General features: G+C 66.4%; 16 protein-coding genes and 1 pseudogene. 5 read left to right on the top strand and 12 right to left on the bottom strand.

Annotation, left to right across the window (positions count from 1 at the left end; genetic code table 11):
* Positions 1-20: 20 nt before the first annotated feature.
* Together CSC71_RS07045 and CSC71_RS07040 are read right to left on the bottom strand one after the other, a co-directional pair.
* Entirely contained in the window at positions 21-419 is a 399-nt protein-coding gene (locus tag CSC71_RS07045) for a type II toxin-antitoxin system VapC family toxin (protein WP_162373656.1), read from the bottom strand.
* Positions 416-613, bottom strand: coding sequence for an AbrB/MazE/SpoVT family DNA-binding domain-containing protein (locus CSC71_RS07040; RefSeq protein WP_162373655.1), 198 nt, complete (start codon positions 611-613; stop codon positions 416-418). Before CSC71_RS07040 ends, CSC71_RS07045 begins: the two co-directional genes overlap by 4 nt.
* 158 nt (positions 614-771) lie before the next feature.
* On the opposite strand from CSC71_RS07040, the gene acnA reads away from it, so the two are divergent.
* Both acnA and CSC71_RS07030 read left to right on the top strand, forming a co-directional pair.
* On the top strand, positions 772-3528 hold the full coding sequence (acnA, locus tag CSC71_RS07035) for an aconitate hydratase AcnA (protein ID WP_162373654.1): 2757 nt from the start codon (positions 772-774) through the stop codon (positions 3526-3528).
* A 160-nt stretch (positions 3529-3688) separates the two neighbouring features.
* Entirely contained in the window at positions 3689-4126 is a 438-nt protein-coding gene (locus CSC71_RS07030; protein ID WP_162373653.1) for a hypothetical protein, read from the top strand.
* Between the two features lie 7 nt (positions 4127-4133).
* On the opposite strand, the gene CSC71_RS07025 is transcribed toward CSC71_RS07030, so the two are convergent.
* On the bottom strand, positions 4134-4568 hold the full coding sequence (locus CSC71_RS07025) for a nuclear transport factor 2 family protein (RefSeq protein WP_246192058.1): 435 nt from the start codon (positions 4566-4568) through the stop codon (positions 4134-4136).
* 139 nt (positions 4569-4707) lie between these two features.
* Between CSC71_RS07025 and CSC71_RS07020 the strand changes: the two genes are divergently transcribed.
* Together CSC71_RS07020 and CSC71_RS07015 are read left to right on the top strand one after the other, a co-directional pair.
* Entirely contained in the window at positions 4708-6393 is a 1686-nt protein-coding gene (locus CSC71_RS07020) for a long-chain fatty acid--CoA ligase (protein ID WP_162373652.1), read from the top strand.
* A 251-nt stretch (positions 6394-6644) separates the two neighbouring features.
* Positions 6645-7517, top strand: coding sequence for a crotonase/enoyl-CoA hydratase family protein (locus CSC71_RS07015; protein WP_162373651.1), 873 nt, complete (start codon positions 6645-6647; stop codon positions 7515-7517).
* 116 nt (positions 7518-7633) lie between these two features.
* On the opposite strand, the gene CSC71_RS07010 is transcribed toward CSC71_RS07015, so the two are convergent.
* From CSC71_RS07010 to CSC71_RS06990, 5 genes are all read right to left on the bottom strand, one after another.
* Entirely contained in the window at positions 7634-9832 is a 2199-nt protein-coding gene (locus CSC71_RS07010; RefSeq protein ID WP_162373650.1) for an ATP-binding protein, read from the bottom strand.
* Positions 9833-9839: 7 nt separating this feature from the next.
* Positions 9840-10976 (bottom strand): response regulator, encoded by a 1137-nt coding sequence (locus tag CSC71_RS07005; RefSeq protein WP_162373649.1) that lies wholly within the window; start codon positions 10974-10976, stop codon positions 9840-9842.
* Positions 10977-11302: 326 nt separating this feature from the next.
* Positions 11303-12826, bottom strand: a complete 1524-nt coding sequence (gene lysS, locus CSC71_RS07000; protein ID WP_162373648.1) for a lysine--tRNA ligase — start codon at positions 12824-12826, stop codon at positions 11303-11305.
* A 43-nt stretch (positions 12827-12869) separates the two neighbouring features.
* Positions 12870-13995, bottom strand: a protein-coding gene (prfB, locus tag CSC71_RS06995) for a peptide chain release factor 2 (protein WP_162373647.1) whose coding sequence is annotated in 2 segments (ribosomal slippage) — positions 12870-13919 and positions 13921-13995 — 1125 coding nt in all. Because the reading frame shifts where the segments join, the coding sequence is not laid out codon by codon here.
* 52 nt (positions 13996-14047) lie between these two features.
* On the bottom strand, positions 14048-14926 hold the full coding sequence (locus tag CSC71_RS06990) for a LytTR family DNA-binding domain-containing protein (protein WP_162373646.1): 879 nt from the start codon (positions 14924-14926) through the stop codon (positions 14048-14050).
* 153 nt (positions 14927-15079) lie between these two features.
* Between CSC71_RS06990 and CSC71_RS06985 the strand changes: the two genes are divergently transcribed.
* Entirely contained in the window at positions 15080-16282 is a 1203-nt protein-coding gene (locus CSC71_RS06985; RefSeq protein ID WP_162373645.1) for an acyltransferase family protein, read from the top strand.
* Here CSC71_RS06985 and CSC71_RS06980 read toward each other — a convergent pair.
* The 4 genes and pseudogenes from CSC71_RS06980 to CSC71_RS06965 all read right to left on the bottom strand — a co-directional run.
* Positions 16236-17276, bottom strand: a pseudogene (locus tag CSC71_RS06980) (DHHA1 domain-containing protein); the annotation flags it as partial. The gene CSC71_RS06985 and the pseudogene CSC71_RS06980 sit on opposite strands and share 47 nt — an antisense overlap.
* Before the next feature lie 800 nt (positions 17277-18076).
* On the bottom strand, positions 18077-18832 hold the full coding sequence (locus tag CSC71_RS06975; RefSeq protein ID WP_162373644.1) for an enhanced serine sensitivity protein SseB C-terminal domain-containing protein: 756 nt from the start codon (positions 18830-18832) through the stop codon (positions 18077-18079).
* A 124-nt stretch (positions 18833-18956) separates the two neighbouring features.
* Complete coding sequence (locus tag CSC71_RS15545) at positions 18957-19358, bottom strand: copper-binding protein (protein ID WP_246192056.1); 402 nt, start codon at positions 19356-19358, stop codon at positions 18957-18959.
* Positions 19359-19435: 77 nt separating this feature from the next.
* Positions 19436-19801, bottom strand: a complete 366-nt coding sequence (locus CSC71_RS06965; protein WP_162373643.1) for a hypothetical protein — start codon at positions 19799-19801, stop codon at positions 19436-19438.
* Between the last annotated feature and the right edge of the window lie 32 nt (positions 19802-19833).

The following is a 19833-nucleotide window of genomic DNA, read 5'->3' as shown; positions in this document are numbered from 1 at the left end:
GCGAAAGGGGTTGAGGGAAATCATTCGGCGACCGGGACGATCAGCTTCAGTCCCTTGAAGTAGTCGCGGTGGAAGGCGGCGTCGAAGGTGACCAGGCCGTCGCATTGCAGCAGCGCGTGTGCGCCGACCAGGAAATCGGCGATGGGGCGGTCGCCGCCGCGCGCCCGGTGGCGGCGCTGCATTTCGCCGGCGCGCAGCGCGGACTTGGATTCGATGGCGCTGAAATGCACGCCCATTTCCTCGAGTGCCGCCAGCGCATCGGCGCCGTTGCGCAGCGCGGAACACAGTTCGGCCAACGTCGCGTCGCACACCACTACGCGCCCGCTGCCCAGGCACTGGCGCAGGCAGGCCTCCACCGCGTCGGCACGCGGGCCGTCGGCCAGCAATTCGACCATCACCGGGGCGTCGACGGCGATCATTTGCCCTTGTCCGCGTGGTCGTCGCGGGCGAACTTGCCGCGCACGCGCGAAATCGCGTCGTCGACGTTCTTGCGCAGGATGATCCGGCTGCCGTCCAGTTCGACCTTCAGCACGCTGCCCTTGGTCAGGCCGAGGGCATCGCGCACCGCCTTGGGCAGGGTGATCTGGCCGCGTTCCGCAACAGTGGCTTCCATCGGTAGGCCCTCAGAAGTATGTGCAAATCATACATACTTTCCGGCGCATACTCCAGCCGGGCCGGCGCCGACCAAGGCCGCATTGCCGCTTCCGCGGCCATGTCATTGAATAGGCGGATAATCCGGTCTTTCCCCATCCAGCCACGGGAGTCCCCACCATGAGCGATTCTTTCGCCACCCGCAGCATCCTGGACGTCAACGGCAAGTCCTACGCCTATTTCAGCCTGCCGAAGCTGGGCCGGCGTTTCGACATCGCCCGCCTGCCCTACTCGCTGAAGATCCTGCTGGAGAACCTGCTGCGCAACGAGGACGGCGGCCAGACCGTCGGCCCCGAGCACATCGAGGCGGTGGCGAAGTGGGACGCGAAACGCGAGCCGGACACCGAGATCGCGTTCATGCCGGCACGCGTGGTGCTGCAGGACTTCACCGGCGTGCCCTGCGTGGTCGACCTGGCGGCGATGCGCGACGCGGTGGTCAAGCTGGGCGGCCGGCCCGAGCAGATCAACCCGCTGATCCCGTCGGAACTGGTCATCGACCACTCGGTGCAGGTCGACGTGTTCGGCAAGCCGGACGCGCTGGACCTGAACGGCAAGATAGAATTCCAGCGCAACCAGGAACGCTACGGCTTCCTGCGCTGGGGCCAGAAGGCGTTCGACAACTTCAAGGTGGTGCCGCCGAACACCGGCATCGTCCACCAGGTCAACCTGGAGAACCTGGCGCGCGTGGTGATGGCGGTGCCGAAGGATGGCGAAACCCTCGCCTACCCGGACACCGTGTTCGGCACCGACAGCCACACCACGATGATCAACGGCATCGGCGTGCTCGGCTGGGGCGTCGGCGGCATCGAGGCCGAAGCGGCGATGCTGGGCCAGCCGTCGTCGATGCTGATCCCGCAGGTGGTCGGCTTCAAGCTGACCGGCAAACTGCCGGAAGGCACCACCGCGACCGACCTGGTGCTGACCGTCACCGAGATGCTGCGCAAGCACGGCGTGGTCGGCAAGTTCGTCGAGTTCTTCGGCGATGGCCTGCAGCACCTGCCATTGGCCGACCGCGCCACCATCGGCAACATGGCCCCGGAATACGGCGCCACCTGCGGCATCTTCCCGATCGACGCCGAATCGCTGAACTACCTGCGCCTGTCCGGGCGCAGCGAAGAGCAGATCGCGCTGGTCGAGGCCTACGCCAAGGCGCAGGACCTGTGGCACGAGCCCGGCGCGCCGGAGGCCGAGTACAGCAGCGTGCTGCAGCTGGACATGGGCGACGTGCGCCCGTCGCTGGCCGGCCCCAAGCGCCCGCAGGACCGCGTGCTGCTGGAGAAGGTCAAGGACAACTACCGCGCCAACCTGCCGGCGCTGACCGCCAACCGCGACAAGCGCAGCCAGGAGGTGGCAGACTTCGTCGCCGAGGGCGGCGGCGCGGCGGTCGGCAACGAACAACTGTCGCGGGGCTTCGCCGACATCGAGATCGACGGCAGGCACGTACGGTTGAAGGACGGCGCGGTGGTCATCGCCGCGATCACCTCGTGCACCAACACCTCGAACCCCGCGGTGATGATCGGCGCCGGCCTGCTGGCGCGCAACGCGGCGGCGAAGGGCCTGACCCGCCAGCCGTGGGTCAAGACCTCGCTCGGCCCCGGTTCGCGCGTGGTCACCGACTACCTGCAGAAGGCCGGCCTGCTGGAAGCGCTGGAGAAGATCGGCTTCTACGTGGTCGGCTACGGCTGCACCACCTGCATCGGCAATTCCGGCCCGTTGCCGGTCGAGGTCAGCGCCGGCATCGCCGCCGGCGACCTGGTCGTCGCCTCGGTGCTGTCGGGCAACCGCAACTTCGAGGGCCGCATCCACGCCGAGGTCAAGATGAACTACCTCGCCTCGCCGCCGCTGGTGGTGGCCTACGCGCTGGCCGGCACCACCGACATCGACCTGACCGCCGAGCCGCTGGGCACCGGCAGCGACGGCCAGCCGGTGTTCCTGCGCGACATCTGGCCGAGCAACAAGGAGATCGGCGACTTCATCGCCTCGACCATCGGCCCGGAGATGTTCAAGCAGAACTATGCCGACGTGTTCAAGGGCGACACGCGCTGGAACACGATCGCTTCCCCGGACGGCGACCTGTACGACTGGAACGCGGATTCCACCTACATCAAGAACCCGCCCTACTTCGACGGCATGACCATGCGGGTCGGGCACATCGCCGACATCCATGGCGCGCGGGTGATGGGCATCTTCGGCGATTCGATCACCACCGACCACATCTCCCCGGCCGGCAACATCAAGAAGGACTCGCCGGCGGGGCGGTTCCTGGTCTCGCGCGGGGTGCAGCCGGTGGATTTCAACAGCTACGGCTCGCGCCGCGGCAACGACGACGTGATGGTGCGCGGCACCTTCGCCAACATCCGCATCAAGAACCTGTTCTTCGGCGGCGAGGAAGGCGGCAACACGCTGTATTTCGGCAGCACGCCGCCGGAGAAGATGTCGATCTACGACGCCGCGGTGAAGTACAAGGCCGCCGGCGTGCCGACCGTGGTCTTCGCCGGCAAGGAATACGGCACCGGCTCGTCGCGCGACTGGGCGGCCAAGGGCACCAACCTGCTCGGGATCAGGGCGGTGGTCGCCGAAAGCTTCGAGCGCATCCACCGCTCCAACCTGGTCGGCATGGGCGTGCTGCCGTTGCGCTTCCGCGACGGCCAGAATGCCGCCTCGCTGGGCCTGGAAGGGCCGGAAACCATCGACATCACCGGCCTGCAGGACGGTGCGTCGAAGGTCGCCAGGGTCGTGGCGACCAAGCCGGACGGCAAGAAGGTCGAATTCGACGTCGACGTGCTGCTGCTGACGCCGAAGGAAGTCGAATACTTCCGCCATGGCGGCCTGCTGCATTACGTATTGCGGCAACTGGCGGCGAAGAAGGCCGCGTAAAGGAACGACCTGGGGCGGCTGCGGCCGGCGCTTGGCGCAGCCGCCGCAATGCAGGCAAGCCGCATTTCCGACGGACGGTTGCCGCGCCGCCCCCGCCTTCGCGTTGTCACTCATTGCGATGCCGCTACCGTGGCGACGCCGCGAATCGGGGAGAACGACGATGCGCCTGCCAGCACCCACGGTCGCCGTACTGGCGACCATCGCGGCCATTTCCACCGCGAACGCGGTCGAGATCGACGACCTGAAGGATTTCGCGCCGCTGTTCGGCCGCTACGCGCCCGCCGGCAATTGCCAGCGCCAGCCGCAGGTCGTCGTCGACGCGAACGGCATGACCTTCGAAGTGGCCGGGAAGAAGGACCGGGTCGTCCGCCTGGAGTACGCCGCCAGCTACGGCGGGAACTTCTACCAAGGCATCAGCCAGTGGTTCTTCCCGTTCGGAAGCGATGGCAACTATCCGATCCTGATGACCTTCAATGCCGACGAGACGGCCGGCGTGCTGGCCATCACGCCACATGACGAGGGCTGGCAAGGCGGCCCGCCGCTGGGTCCGCGCAACAAGGCACTGGTGGACGGTTCCCCCTATCGCCGTTGCAAATGACCGCCGCCTACAGCTTCGCCTCCCACTTCGCGTAGTACACGCGCCACTCGCCGTCCTCTTCGCGCCAGCCACTGTCGATCTCGTAGGCCTGGGCGCGGTCCGGCACGAAACGCCCCGAGCCCCCGGTCAATGCGGCCTGGAAGCGCACGCGCGCGGTGTCGCCGCTGACCTGCACGTCGAGCGGGCCGCTGACGACGCCGATGCTGGCGTTGGCCAGTACCTGTACCCGCAGCAGGTTGTGCAACGCATCACGATCCATGCCGCCATTGCCCTGGAAATCCGCGGCAACGCCCTGCATGAAGCCGCGCGGATCGCGCTGCGAAACCGCGTCCTGCATCGCTTCGACCTGCTGCCGCAGGCGCGTTTCCGCCGGCGCCCTGCCGCAGGCGGGCAGGACGGACACCGCCATCGCCAGCAGCGCCGCCGCGACGCGCCGGGACAACGGGCGTGAGGGCCGCGGCCCGGCACGGGTGGGTTTCGCGTTTACCATTCGGAACGGTATGCTCATCCGCTAAAATGCCGCGAGGGGACCCAGACGCCCGTCGCCAGAACCAGCCAGACAGCCCGGAGGGGGAAGCAAGATGAGTGAAGATCGGCCGTGGTTCAAGAGCTACCCGGCGGGGATCCCGCATGAGATCGACCTGGACGAATACCGCTCCATCGTCTCCGTGCTCGACGCCGCCATCGGCAAGTTCCGCGACCGCCCGGCGTTCTCCAACTTCGGCAAGACCTTCAGCTACGCCGAAATCGACGAGCTCAGCCGCCAGTTCGCCGGCTACCTGCTCGGCGAGCTCAAGCTGAAGAAAGGCGACCGCGTCGCCATCATGATGCCGAACTGCCTGCAGTACCCGATCGCGCTGTTCGGCACGCTGCGCGCCGGGCTGACCGTGGTCAACGTCAACCCGATGTACACGCCGCGCGAGCTCAAGCACCAGCTGGTCGATTCCGGCGCCAGCGTGCTGCTGGTAGTCGACAACTTCGGCCATACCGTGCAGCAGGTCGCGCACGAGACGCCGCTGAAGCAGGTCATCACCACCGGACTGGGCGATCTGCTCGGCTTCCCGAAGGGCCCGCTGATCAACTTCGTGCTGAAGTACGTGAAGAAGATGGTGCCGGACTACGCGTTGCCCGGCGCGATCCGCTTCAACGACGTGCTCAAACTGGGCAAGGCCTACGCGCTGCCGAAGATCGACATCGAGCCCGACGACATCGCCTTCCTGCAGTACACCGGCGGCACCACCGGCGTGGCCAAGGGGGCGATGCTGACCCACCGCAACCTGGTCGCCAACATGCAGCAGGCCTCGGCGTGGCTCGGTACCGTGCTGCAGCCCGGCCAGGAAACGATCATCACCGCGTTGCCGCTGTACCACATCTTCGCGCTCACCGCGAACGGCCTGGTGCTGATGAAGATCGGCGGCCTGAATCACCTGATCACCAACCCGCGCGACATGCCGGGTTTCGTCAAGGAATTGCAGAAGGTCCGGTTCACCGCGATCACCGGCGTCAATACGCTGTTCAACGGCCTGTTGAACACGCCTGGCTTCGACCAGCTGGATTTCTCCAGCCTCAAGCTGACCCTCGGCGGCGGCATGGCGGTGCAACGTGCGGTGGCCGAGAAGTGGAAGAAGGTCACCGGCGTGACCCTGGTCGAAGCCTACGGCCTCACCGAAACCTCGCCCGCCGCCTGCATCAACCCGCTCGACCTGAAGGACTACAACGCCTCGATCGGCCTGCCGATCCCGTCCACCGACGTTTGCGTCAAGGCCGACGACGGCCGCCGGCTGCCGGCCGGCGAAGTAGGCGAGCTGTGCGTGAAGGGTCCGCAGGTGATGAAGGGCTACTGGCAACGCCCCGACGAAACCGCGAACGTCATCGACGCCGACGGCTGGCTGCACACCGGCGACATGGCGAAGATGGACGCGAACGGTTTCTTCTACATCGTCGACCGCAAGAAGGACATGATCCTGGTGTCGGGCTTCAACGTGTATCCGAACGAGATCGAGGACGTGATCGCCGGCATGCCCGGCGTGCTCGAGGTCGCCGCGATCGACGTGCCGGACGAAAAGTCCGGCGAGGCGGTCAAGGTCTTCATCGTCAGGAAGGATCCGGCGCTGACCGCGGAACAGGTCAAGGAGTTCTGCCGCGAGAACCTGACCGGTTACAAGCAGCCGAAGCACGTCGAGTTCCGCAACGAGCTGCCGAAGACCAACGTCGGCAAGATCCTGCGCAAGGAACTGCGCGAAACCGCCGCTCCCGCCGCCGCCTGACGGCAACAATCCGCGCATCTCACCAGAAAAGGCCGGCTCAGCCGGCCTTTTCATTGTCTTCACATCCGTAAATTATGTGACGCCGTTCACATTTTTGACGTAAGCGACTGATTCCAAACCGCCATTCCCCGGAAAAAAGGGGGGACTTGCTTTTTTTTTGCGACTGAGGTGTAGCATCCGTTCAGGTTCAGCCGCCCGCTCAACCGATATCCGACCGTTCCAACACCGAATCCAGCCCTGAGGTAACCGCCATGAACAATGTCGAAAAACTGATGCGCGCCCGCGCCTATCCGACCATCCGCGTCGAATCCGAACCCAATGGCGCCAGCCACTGGATGTACATGCACGCCGACGCGGCGCCGGGCACCCGCCCCTGCTTCCACAGCCAGATGCTCGACGACGTGCTCAGCTTCCTGAGCTCCGCGACGCTGCGCGAATCGCAGCGCCAGGCGGGCAAGTTGCGCCACCTCGTGGTCGCCTCGGCCGCGCAAGCCTTCAACCTCGGCGGCGACCTCGAACTGTTCGCCAAGCTGATCCGCAGTGGCGACCGCGAACACCTGCTGTCCTATGCGCGGCGCTGCGTCGACGGCGTGCACCAGTTGAATACCGGCCTCGGCGGCGACGTGCGCACCGTCGCCCTGGTCCAGGGCGACGCGCTGGGCGGCGGCCTCGAGATCGCCCTCTCCTGCCACACCATCGTCGCCGAGGAAGGCGTCGACATGGGCCTGCCGGAAGTACTGTTCGGCCTGTTCCCGGGCATGGGCGCGTATTCGTTCCTGTGCAAGCGCGTTTCGCCGCAACTGGCGGAGAAGATCATCCTCGACGGCAACATCTACAGCAGCGACGAGATGTACCGGATGGGCGTGGTCGACGTGCTGGTACCGAAGGGACAGGGCGAAGCCGCGGTGCAGGACCTGATCGCACGGCAGCAGCGCGCGCCGCACGCGCACCTGGCGCTGAATTCCTGCCGCAACCTCGCGCAACCGGTCGGCTACAACGAACTGATCGGCATCACCGAAGTCTGGGTCGACACCGCGCTGTCGCTGGGCGACAAGTCGCTGCGGATGATGGAGCGCATCGTCCGCGCACAGGAGCGGCGCGCGGCGAGCCAAGCTGCCGCCTGATCCGATCGAATCCCGGCTGGAATCGAAGGATACGGGGCCGCTCCGCAAGGGGCGGCCCCGATTCTTTTCCGCCATCCGTACGCGGTTACCGCATCGCACGGATGCGGCATGCGGATTCAGGTGCGTTCGCCCTGGCTGCCGGGCGCGCCGGCACGCTGTTTCTCGCGCGCTTCCAGCGCCAACCGGCCCTGGCTGAGATGGTTGTTGATGGCGGCCAGGCGCTGGCGCCATTCCTGCGAAATCTGCCAATCGCTCAACCGCATCAGTTCGCTGCTGGCCGCCGCGACCCGCACCAGCCCGAGGTTGCTGGCCACGCCCTTCAGCGCATGCGCATGCTCGCGGATGTGCTCGATGTCGCCACGCTCCATCGCATGCGAAATCGCGCCGATGCAGCCGTCGGCATCGTTGAGGCACTGGGCGATGAATTCGCGCTCGAAGGCCTCGCCGAGGCCGAGCGAAGTCAGTTCATTCAGCACGGTGACGTCGAGGATGCCGTCGTCGAGCGCCGGCGCCGGGTTGCGCGCGACGGGAATGGGGGCCGCCGGCGCGGCCGGCGCACCACGGCCATCGGTCGCCGCGATTTCGGCGAGGGTATCGAGCAGGCGGCCGACCACGATCGGCTTGGCCAGGAAGGCGCGCGCGCCGGCCTGCTCGCAGCGCCGCACCGATTCGGGCGTGACGTCGGCGCTGAAGATCAGCACCGGGGTGCGCGAGCCGCTGCCGGCTTCCATGATCCGCAACTGCTTCAGCAGGTCCAGCCCGCTCAACTCCGGCATGTGCAGGTCGCAGATCACGGCGTCGTAATCCGACGCTTCGACCATGTTCAGCACTTCCTCGCCGTTGCCGACGCAGGTGACGCGATGGCCGGCCTTCTGCAGCAGGCGTTGCAATACCATGCGGTTGGCCTCGTGGTCGTCGGCCACCAGGATCTGCAGGCCGCGCACGCGCGCGCGATGGCGCAGGAACGGGTCGGAGAAGGCGATGACGTTCGCTTCGCCCGCTTCCTGGAAGGATTCGACCACGGCCGGCACGAACGGCCGCTTCTCTTGCGCCGGGGCGATCGCGGCGAACGGCAACTCCACCCAGAACGTGCTGCCGCGCTTCTCGGCGCTTTCGAAACCGATGGTGCCGCCCATGGCATCGACCAGGCCCTTGGCGATGGTCGTGCCCAGTCCGGTGCCGCTGGAACGGCGCGACAGGCTGGTATCGCCTTGTTCGAACGCGTCGAACAGCCGCGCGCGGAGATGGGCCGGAATGCCGATGCCGGTATCGGCGACGGTGAAGCGCAGGTGCACCGACGCATCGTCGCCCGCGGCGACCGTCTCGACGCGCAGCCGGATCGAACCCTTGTCGGTGAACTTGACCGCGTTGCCGGCCAGGTTGAGCAGGATCTGCCGCAGGTGGCGTGCGTCGCCGCGCAGTTTCTCCGGCACATCGTCCGCCACCTCGACCACGTACTCCAGGCGCTTGGCGCGCGCCTGCGGCAGCAGGATCAGGCCGATGTTCTGGATCACTTCGCGCGGGGCGAAATCGACCACGTCCAGCTTGAGCTTGCCCGCCTCGATCGCGGAGATGTCGAGCACGTCCTCGACTAGCGCCAACATGCTGCGCGTCGAGGCCTGGATCGTCGAAAGGCATTCGCGCTGCTCGGTGTCGAGGCGCGTGGTCGCCAGCAGTTCGGACATGCCCGCCAGACCGTTCAGCGGCGTGCGGAACTCGTGGCTCATGTTGGCGAGGAAGCGGCTCTTGGCCTCGTTGGCGCGCCGCGCTTCCTCGGTCGCATGGGTCAGCTGCCGCAGCAGGCCCGACAGGTACATCGGCACCGCGACCAGGCCCAGCAGCAGGCCGATGCCGAGGCTCAGGTTGCGCTGCCAGTAATCGTTGAAGGCCACCACGCAGGCGAAGCTGACCACGGCCATCGCCACCGCCGCGATCAGGTAGCGGTTGCCATAGCGCAGGCCGTTGCCGACGGTGACCCACATCAGCACGATGTAGCCCCAGGCCAGCGGCTCGCCCATGGCGACCATCGCCGCGGCCAACAGGCCGTAGTCGGCGAACATGCCGAGGACGCGGCGCGGGTTCGACTTGGCCGGTTTCCACAGCAGCCAGGCGAAGATCAGCAGGCCGTTCGCGAGGCCGGACAGCACGATGGTCAACGCGGTCGAATCGGATCCGCCGCCGCGCGAAGAATGCAGCAGCGTGTACGCCAGGATGATCGAAATCAGGGCGATGCGTACCAGCGCCTGACCGTGCTCGCTATCCTGGCGCCGCGAGAGGCGGTTCCTGATCCAGCTCAGCGGATGGGCCGGGTTCATCGCTGCGTCACTCCAGGCCCGGGCGGCGCGTCGTCGAGTAGCGCGAGTAGATGTCGCCCAGGCGGTCGCGGCCGCGGACCAGCGCTTCCACGCAGACCGGGTCGAACAGGCGCCCGCGTTGCGCGTACAGATAGGCCAGCGCGGCATCCATCTCCCACGCCTTCTTGTAGGGGCGCGGCGACAGCAGCGCGTCGAGCACGTCGGCGACGGCGACGATCCGCGCTTCCAGCGGGATCGCGTCGCCGGCCAGGCCGTCCGGGTAGCCGCTGCCGTCGTAGCGTTCGTGGTGGCGCAACGCGATGACCGCGCCGGACTGGATGAAGCGGTTGTGGCTGCCGGAAAGCAGCTCGTGGCCGATCAGCGGATGGCGGCGCATGACCGCCATTTCCTCGTCGGTCAGCGGGCCCGGCTTCATCAGGATCGCGTCGGGAATGGCGATCTTGCCAATGTCGTGCAGCGGCGCGGCCAGTTCGATCGCGCGGGCGTCGTCTTCCGGCAGGCCGATCATCTCGGCGATCAGGCCGGCGAAATGGGCCATGCGCTCGAGGTAGGCGCTGGTGCCGCTGTCGCGGTATTCGATGGCGCGCGCCAGCCGCGACAGGGTCTCGCGCTCGCGCTCCTCGACTTCGTGCATGCTCGACAGCAGGCGCTGCTCCAGCGACATCGCGCGCTGCTTGACGTTCTCCGACTGCTGGCGCAGCTGCAGCAGGTTGCGGCAGCGCGCGCGCAGTTCGCGCGGGCGCACCGGCTTGACCAGGAAATCGATGACGCCGGCTTCCAGCGCGGCCTGGCGGATCGGCTCGTCGCCGACCACGGTGATCAGGATGATCGGGATGTCGCGGTGCAGCGGCAGGCGCCGGAAGCGCCGCGCCAGCTCGAGCCCGTCCATGCCGGGCATGCGGTAGTCGAGCAGCAGCAGGTCGGTGCGATTGTTCTCGCACCAGCTCAGCGCGACCTGCGGGTCGCCGAAATCGTGTACGTTCAGCTCCGAGGCGATGTCTTCGATCACGTGCCTGAGCATCGTGCGCGCAGAAGTCTGATCGTCGACGATCACGATGTTCAATGCGTTGCCTTCCCCGTACTGCCACGCGTCGTGGCCAGCTTGGGAGGATACAGCGCCGCCCGCCCGGTTGGCATCCAACATGTCGTTGCCCTCGTCGTCGACCGGGCGGCCGGATATCCGCCGGCCGTCCGGGGCGCCGGCCGGGGTCGGGGTCGGGCCCCGGCTGCGACAGGCGCTTAAACCATTTTCTGAAGAGTGACGCATAAGCCGGGCCAGCAGGCACGCCCGCCGCCGCCGGGCCGGCCACGGCCGGGAAAATATGCGATTTTGGTCACATATTCCACGTGAATGGGGGTTTTGCCCGGACGCAGGCCACGGGCGGCGCCCGGGAATGCCGGCCGGGGCCTGCCCGAACCCGGGCGGGGACCGGGCCGAAAGTGCCCCACCGCGTCAGCGATTGACCCGGCTCAGCCCGGGTTTTCCGGGCGCATGTACGGGAACAGCAGCACGTCGCGGATCGAGTCCGAACCGGTCAGCAGCATGACCAGGCGGTCGATGCCGATGCCCAGGCCGCCGGTCGGCGGCAGGCCGACCTCGAGCGCGCGGATGTAGTCGGCGTCGTAGTGCATGGCCTCGTCGTCGCCGCCCTCCTTCGCCTCGACCTGGGCCCGGAAGCGCGCGGCCTGGTCCTCCGGGTCGTTCAGCTCGGAGAAGCCGTTGGCGATTTCCTTGCCGTTGATGAACAACTCGAAGCGGTCGGTATAGCCCGGCTCGGTGTCGCTGGCGCGGGCCAGCGGCGAGACCTCGACCGGGTGGGCGGTGATGAAGGTCGGCTGGACGAGGTGGTGCTCGACCGTCGCCTCGAAGATCTCCAGCAGCAGCTTGCCCCAGCCGTACGACGGCTTGACCTTGAGCTTCAGGCGTTCGCAATGGCGCAGCAGCGCGTCGCGGTCGGTGCAGTCTTCCGCGGCGATCTCCGGGTTGTGGTGGCGCACCGCCTCGTCCATGCGCCAGCGGCGGAACTTCGGGCCGAGGTCGATCGCCTGCCCCTCCCATTCGACCTGCGCGGTACCGAGCACCTTCAGCGCGGTATCGCGGATCACGCTCTCGGTCAGGTCCATGATCTCGTTGTACGTGGCATAGGCCTCGTACAGTTCGAGCATGGTGAATTCCGGGTTGTGCCGGGTGCTGACGCCTTCGTTGCGGAAGTTGCGGTTGATCTCGTAGACGCGCTCCAGCCCGCCGACGACCAGGCGCTTCAGGTACAGCTCCGGCGCGACGCGCAGGTACAGGTCCAGGCCCAGCGCATTGTGGTGGGTCGTGAACGGCTTGGCCGTGGCGCCGCCGGGGATGTAGTGCATCATCGGCGTTTCCACTTCGAGGAAGCGCCGGTCGTCGAGCCAGTTGCGGATTTCGCGGATGATCTTGCTGCGCTTGATGAAGACCTCGCGCGCTTCCGGAGTGACGATCAGGTCGACGTAGCGCTGCCGGTAGCGCTGCTCGACGTCGCTGAGGCCATGGAACTTGTCCGGCAGCGGCCGCAGGGACTTGGTCAGCAGGCGCAGCTTCTGCGCCTTCACCGACAGCTCGCCGGTCCGGGTCCGGGTCAGCCCGCCCTCGACCGCGACGATGTCGCCGATGTCCCAGCCCTTGAACGCTTCGTAGGTCTCGCCCAGCGCGTTCGCCTGCAGGAACAGCTGGATGCGGCCCGATTCGTCCTGGATCTGCGCGAAGCTGGCCTTGCCCATCACCCGCTTGGCCAGCAGGCGGCCCGCCAGCTTCACTTCCCTCCCCGCGGCTTCCAGCGCCTCGGCGGTCCACCGTTCCTTGTCGGCGAACTCGGCCTGCAGGTCGCCGGCGTAATGCTCGCGGCGGAAGTCGTTCGGGTAGGCGATGCCCTGCCCGCGCAGCGCCGCCAGTTTCGCGCGGCGCTCGGCGATGAGGCTGTTCTCGTCGGCGATGGGCGCGGGATTGGCGGTCTGGTCGGTCATGGCGTCGGCTGCAGGGGAACGAAGGGAACGTCGGTGGGATGGATTATGCGTCGATGCGCTTGGCGCCGGCGTCCAGGCCGGCCTTCAGGCTGGCTTCGAGGAACTCGTCGAGGTCGCCGTCCAGCACCTTCTGCGTGTCGCTGCGTTCGACGCCGGTGCGCAGGTCCTTGATCCGCGACTGGTCGAGCACGTAGTTGCGGATCTGGCTGCCCCAGCCGATGTCGGACTTGGTGGCTTCCAGCGCGTTCTTCTCGGCGTTGCGCTTCTGGATCTCGATCTCGTACAGCTTGGCCTTCAGCATCTTCATCGCGCGGTCGCGGTTGGCGTGCTGGCTGCGCTCGGTCTGGCAGGCGACGACCACGCCGCTGGGCACGTGGGTGATGCGCACCGCCGATTCGGTCTTGTTGACGTGCTGGCCGCCGGCGCCGCTGGAACGGTACACGTCGGTCTTCAGGTCGGCCGGGTTGATCTCGATGTCGATGTTGTCGTCGACTTCCGGCGAGACGAACACGCTGGTGAAGCTGGTGTGGCGGCGGTTGTCGGAGTCGAACGGCGACTTGCGCACCAGCCGGTGCACGCCGATCTCGGTCTTCAGCCAGCCGTAGGCGTAGTCGCCCTCGACGCGGAACGTCGCCGACTTGATGCCGGCGACTTCGCCGGCGCTTGCTTCCATCAGCTCGACCTTCCAGCCGCGCGATTCGGCCCAGCGCAGGTACATGCGCAGCAGCATCTCGGCCCAGTCCTGCGCCTCGGTGCCGCCGGCGCCGGCCTGGATGTCGACGAAGGCGTTGGCCGAATCCATCTCGCCGGAGAACATGCGCTGGAATTCCAGCTTCTCCACGCCCTTCGAGTAGCGCTCGACGTCGTCGGAAACCGCCTGCGCGGTGTCGTCGTCGTTCTCCATCTCGGCGAGCTCGAGCAGCTCGCTGGCGCCGGACAGGCCTTCGTCCAGTTCGCGGATGCCGTTGACGGTCTTGTCCAGCAGCGAGCGCTCGCGGCCGAGCTGCTGGGCGTATTCGGGGTTGTTCCAGATGTCGGGGCTTTCCAGCTCCCGGCTCACTTCTTCCAGGCGTTCGCGCTTGGAATCGTAGTCAAAGATACCCCCGGAGCGAGGCCAACCGTTCCTGCAGGTCGGCGATGCGCTGGCGGATGGGGTTCAGTTCGATCATGGCGGGGAAACGATGCGGAAAATGGCCGTCGATTCTAGCAAACGCGGGGGTTTCATGGCTCGGCGCCGAGCCGCCCGCGCAGTTCCCCGCGGTAGGTGCGGCTGCCCGGCAGGGTCGCGCCGTCCTTCATGTGCACGCGGGCGTCGCCGGTGTCCAGCGGCTCGATCGAGGCCACCTGGTCGAGGTTGACGATGTAGCTGCGGTGGATGCGCGCGAAGCGCGCCGGGTCGAGTTTGGCTTCGATTCCGGCGATCGTGCTGCGCAGTGGGTAGTCGTGGCCGCGCACGCGCAGGTTGACGTAGTTGCCCGCGGCCTGCAGCCATTCGATGTCGTTGGCCGCGACCAGGAACTCGCGGCCCAGCTTGCGCACCAGGAAGCGCTCGGGCCGTTCGACCGGCTCGAGCGGCAGGCCGTCGTCCGGCGCGGACAGCAGGCTGGCCTCGCCCTGCAGGCGCCGCATCAGCAGCCGGTAGCCCTCGATGGTCAGTATCACGCCGGCATACGAGCGCACGTCCTTCAGGTATTCGTAGCCGAATTCCCACCACCACAGGCCGAAGTCGTAGTGTTGCCCCTGGCTGGCGTAGACCGCCTTGCGGATCGCGACCATCCCGGCGACATGCAGGACCGACCAGACGATGCTGCCCAGCAGGTGCAGCGGCAACAGCCGCCGCCAGTTGTCCAGGTGCAACGGCCAGCGCCGGGTGAACACCACCACGGCCGGCACCAGGGCCAGCGCGACCAGCGAACTGCTGGCCTCCCAGACCGCCGGCTGCCAGGCGGTGAAGCCGAGCTGCAAACGGCGCACGTCCATGTTGACGGTGATGCTGTTGGCAACCGCGCCGATCAGGTACTGCAACACCCAGAACCCGACCTCGAAGCTGCGCCGCCAGGGCTGGAAGCGTTCGTAGGCGGTGGGGGCCGGCGGATTCATCCGCGCATTTTATGCCGCCCGGGCCGCAACCCGCCCCGGATCGTCCCCGCCGGCCTGCGCTTCGCCCCTTTTCCCCGCCACCGGTCACTTCCCGCTGGCGGGCCCGGCCACGGCCAACGAAGCTGCGCGCCTTCTTCCCGACCGGAGCACGCCATGTCCCGCCGCCACGACATCGACTGGGTGCGCATCTGCGCCTTCGGCCTGCTGGTCTTCTACCACGTGGGCATGTACTACGTGAGCTGGGACTGGCACGTGAAAAGCCCGTACGCCGGCACGGCGCTGGAGCCGCTGATGCTGCTGACCAGCCCATGGCGGATGTCGCTGCTGTTCGTGGTGTCGGGCGTCGCCACCGCCTTCCTGCTGGGCAAGGCACGGCGCGACGGGGGGCGCTTCCTTGGCCCGCGCTCGTGGCGACTGCTGCTGCCGTTGCTGTTCGGGATGTTCGTGGTGGTGCCGCCGCAGGTCTACCTGGAACTGGCGGAGAAGGTGCCCGGCGGCTACCACGCGGGCTATGCCGCCTTCATGGCCACCTACCTGCGGGCCGGCGACATCTACTGCACGGCGCCCGGCGACTGCGTGGACAGCCCGACCTGGAACCACCTGTGGTTCCTCGCCTACCTGTGGGCGTACACCGTCGTGCTGTGGCTGGTGTCGAAGCTGGCGCCGAAGCCGGTGGAGGCCGTCGGCGCATGGCTCGGTCGCAGGCTGTCCGGCGCGGGCGTGCTGGTCTGGCCGGTCCTGTGGCTGGCGCTGGCCCGGCTGGCGCTGGTGGGGCGCTTCGGGTCGACCCATGACCTCGTCGACGACTGGTACAACCATGCGCAGTACTTCCCGATGTTCCTGCTGGGCTACCTGCTGGCGTTCGCGGACGGATTCTGGGAATCGCTGCAACGCCGGCGCTGGACCGCACTGGCCGCGGCGCTGGCCGGCTACCTGACACTGATCGGCGTCTGGTACTTCTCGGGTTACGGCGACGACAATCCGCCGCCGGACGCGATGCGGATGCTGTTGCGCGTGACGTGGGCAATCGAGCAGTGGTGCGCCATCGCCGCCGCATTCGGCTTCGCGTACCGCTTCCGCAACGCCGACAGCCGCGCCCTGCGCTACCTCACGCCGGCGGTCTTCCCGGTCTACATCCTGCACCAGAGCGTGATCGTCGTACTGGCGCATGCGTCCAAGCCGCTGGACCTGCCGGTGCTGCTGGAAGGTCCGTTGCTGGTGGCGCTGACCTTCGCCGCGTGTTTTGGCGGTTATGAAATCGTCCGCCGCATCCCGCCGCTGCGGCCGCTGTTCGGGCTGAAGTGGAAGGCTACGCCGGCGACGCCGCTTGCAGATGCTCGACCAGCAGCTGGATAGCCTGCCCGCCGCGGTAATCGTCGGGGGCGAGCCGATAGGCCAGCCGCACGCGCGGCGGCGGCGGCATATCGCGCCAGCCGCCGAAGTGGATGGCATTGAGCGGCTCGCGGCGGCCTTCGAGACGCAGCACCAGCTTGAGATGGCGCTCGCCGACCACGCGCCAGTCGGCCACCCCGAATTCGCCGTCGAACAGCGGTTCGGGGAAGCCCTGCCCCCACGGGCCGCCGTCGCGCAGGGCCTCGGCGTGGGCACGGTCGAATTCGTGCGGCAGCAGTTCGCCGTCGCTGAGGATTTCCGCCTGCACCTGCTCCGGCGCCAGCACCGCCGCGGCATGGGCGGCGAAAGCGTCGCGGAACGCCGGCAGGCCGGCCTCGTCCAGCGACCGGCCGGCCGCCATCGCATGCCCGCCGAACTTGCCGATCAGCCCCGGTTGCGCGGCGTCGATCGCGGCCAGCGCGTCGCGGATGTGGAAGCCGGGAATCGATCTCGCCGAGCCGCGCAGCGTCGCACTGCCCGGCTCGGCCGGCGCGAACGCGATCACCGGCCGGTGCAGGCGGTCCTTCATCTTCGACGCGACCAGGCCGACCACGCCCGGGTGCCATTCCGGGTCGAACAGGCACGCGGCGATCGGCGCGTCGCCTTCGTCGCCGGCAAGCCGCGCAAGCGCCGCCGCGGCCTGGTCGGTCATCTGCTGCTGCACGCCGCGGCGTTCGGCGTTGATGCCGTGGAGGATTTCCGCCAGCTCGCGCGCACGCGCGGCGTCGTCGCACAGCAGGCATTCGATGCCAAGCGACATGTCCTCCAGCCGGCCCGCGGCATTCAGGCGCGGGGCAATCGCGAAACCGATATCGGCCGCACTCAGCTTCGCGGCCTCGCGGCCGGAGATCTCGGCCAATGCCTGCAGGCCGGCGCAACCGCGTCCGCCGCGCAGGCGTCGCAGGCCGGCGGCGACCAGCGCGCGGTTGTTGGCGTCGAGCGGAACCAGATCTGCTAGGGCGCGGCGCCCGCTTGGACACTTTTTTGCAAACAGACCAATTTTAGGCGCCTCAACCCGCCGATTTGAAACAGAGCCGAACACTTTAAAAATTCCTTTAGCTGTGCACTTTTGACCATGGCCCCATCGTTCGTGGGGAAGCTAGCTGACAACGTGCATTAACCCTACCAGCCATGTGACTTCGTCGGAAGCGGACATAGAACGGGATTCTAAACAGCAGATCTGAAGGGTTTGAAACAGAAGAAAAGTCAATAAACAATATGAATATCAATTACTTAATGAGCGCAAGTTGTCGTAGTTGTTGCCTCATTACGCTCGCCAAAGCTTAGGCGTGAGATCAGACGCGGCTTGATACAGCGGCAGACGGTAGGTGCCAAATAGCCGCCGGAGTCGGCGCCAATCGCGCCCCATGAAGAGCCAGCGGAAATCTTCGTCGAATTGAAACTCCGAACGGAATGGATAGGTCGGCCCTTCGTTGTCCGCTCCTTCCAGTAGATCGAACCCATCCAGCACAAGCACGCTGACCGCAGGCGCATCCTTCCGCTCGCGCCTACCCTCAAACCCACATAGCCGTTTGGTTATCTCAGCGAGGCGCTCAGTAGGCGCAGGACGCAGATCGATGATCTCTGTGGCAACTCCCCTGGCACCTGCCGCTCGCGAAATTGCAGCGAGCACTGCTTTGGCGCACAAATCGTCTAGGCAGGCTAAAAACGCTGGCGTGCGGAAACTCGGGAACAACGCATGTACGAATTCCGTAGCTACCTGCTCAGCGAGAACTTCACCTTCTCGTGGCGAAGCCATTACTGCAGGCCCTGAGGACCAAGGCGTATACGCTCGCCCATGGCCCGCACATAGAACGGTTCAAGGCTGGCGTCCTTTAACCAACCCGGCAGATCGCCAGGTTCAAAAGCGGTCATGTCGACGCTGGTACGTAGCGCTTGGCAGTGCGGCTGCAATTCCGTCGTCGTGGCGCGGGCGACACGCTCAGCATCTTTCGACGGCACAGAGACGGCAACCAACAGTCCTGGCTGTTCGGAGCCTTCGGGTGCACCGATGTCAGCCAGATAAGCCGCCGCGACACAATCCAGACCCGCGTAAAGCGCAATCAACCGGTCGACCAACCAGGCAGGCCTCTGGCTGGCAGGCCCTACCCAAAGCTGCTGACTACCCGTATCAACCCGCTCGACGATGGCTACCTCTCCGTGATCGAGCAACGCTGCGATCTCTTCGGGATACAAGGTACAACTGACGTCGTTTGGGTTGAGCATCAGTGTCGCACCCCGCGTCCATTCGAACAATTGACGCCCGGCAAGCACCACGACGGTTGCGGCAGACCCGGCCGCGATTCTCGCCTGCGATTCTTCAGTAAAGAATGGCAACACCGTCAGACCATCAGGCGTTGTGAACTGGATGAAACACAGACGTCCACTACGACCATTGCGAGGCGTGTGAGCGTAGACCGTCGCATCCAGAAGTGCACGGAAGAAGGCCGGTTCCGCCGATTTGTCGGAGAGCGCCTGATGCATCAGCCTGGCGAGTTCGTCTGCAGGAATCATGCGCGTCCGCTAGGCTCGATTAAACTAAGTAATACTTAGTCTAACCGGATTACACGCTTCGCTTCCAAGACAGAGCAGCCAACGCCTGGGGCGCGACCGTGCGCGCCCCATTTGCCGACGCGCACTATTTGCGCGCTATTTTTGTGATGGTGCCATCCATGCCGGTCGAGGTGAGTTCGAAGCCAACTTGATCGCCCTGTTTCAGGGTGGCCAGATCCACGTCAGGGGCTTTGAAGGTCATGGTCATCGCCGGCCATTTCAGAGCATCGATCGGCCCATGGGCAATCGTGATGGTCTTGGCGGCGGTGTCGACCGCCTCGACGGTGCCGCTAGCCGACGCCCTAGTGGCCGCCGGAGCCATTTCTGGCATGGGCATCGATTCGTTGGAGGCTGACGCCGTCGTGGATGCCTTCCATTCTGCGGGTGTTTCCGGATGGCTCGCCGACGTGGGGGCATTCGCATCCCCTGATGGCGACGAACAGGCGGTCAGCAGAGCAAGCGCGAGTACGAGGGTAGGCGTTTTCATGAGTTCTCCTTGGTTGAGGTGATGGATACAAAAAAGACCACCCGCGCAGCTGCGAATGCCCAGGTGGTCATACTTCGTCAGCAAGGGCAATCGCCGTCGCCCTTTTGGGCAGCAGCAGTCACGTCCTCCGTGATGACGCGGTCGTAGCGGTTCGCGGCGCCGTCCACCAGCTCAGCGGTCACGCACGAGTCTTCGGCAGCGGTGACGCGCGCGTGACCAATGGTTCTGTATAGCGTGGCGCCGCTGCTCTTGTAAGCGACGAAGCCGCGCTGGATCGCCAGTGATGTGCCGACGTCCGGTCTCGACGTGTGCTTGAAGCATACTTGGAGTTGATGATCGCTGATCTGATGGACCGAGCCGACCGGCGCCCGATCACGCGGCGCGGCCGCGGCAGCGACCGGGAGCAGCAGGATGATGGCGAGTGATGTCAGTTGCAGCTTCATGGGAACCTCCTGATAGGCAGAGGAAGTGGCAC

The sequence above is a fragment of the Pseudoxanthomonas sangjuensis genome (genome assembly GCF_010211755.1).
GTDB classification, from domain to species: domain Bacteria; phylum Pseudomonadota; class Gammaproteobacteria; order Xanthomonadales; family Xanthomonadaceae; genus Pseudoxanthomonas_A; species Pseudoxanthomonas_A sangjuensis.
This window is presented reverse-complemented; position numbering and strand designations above follow the sequence as displayed.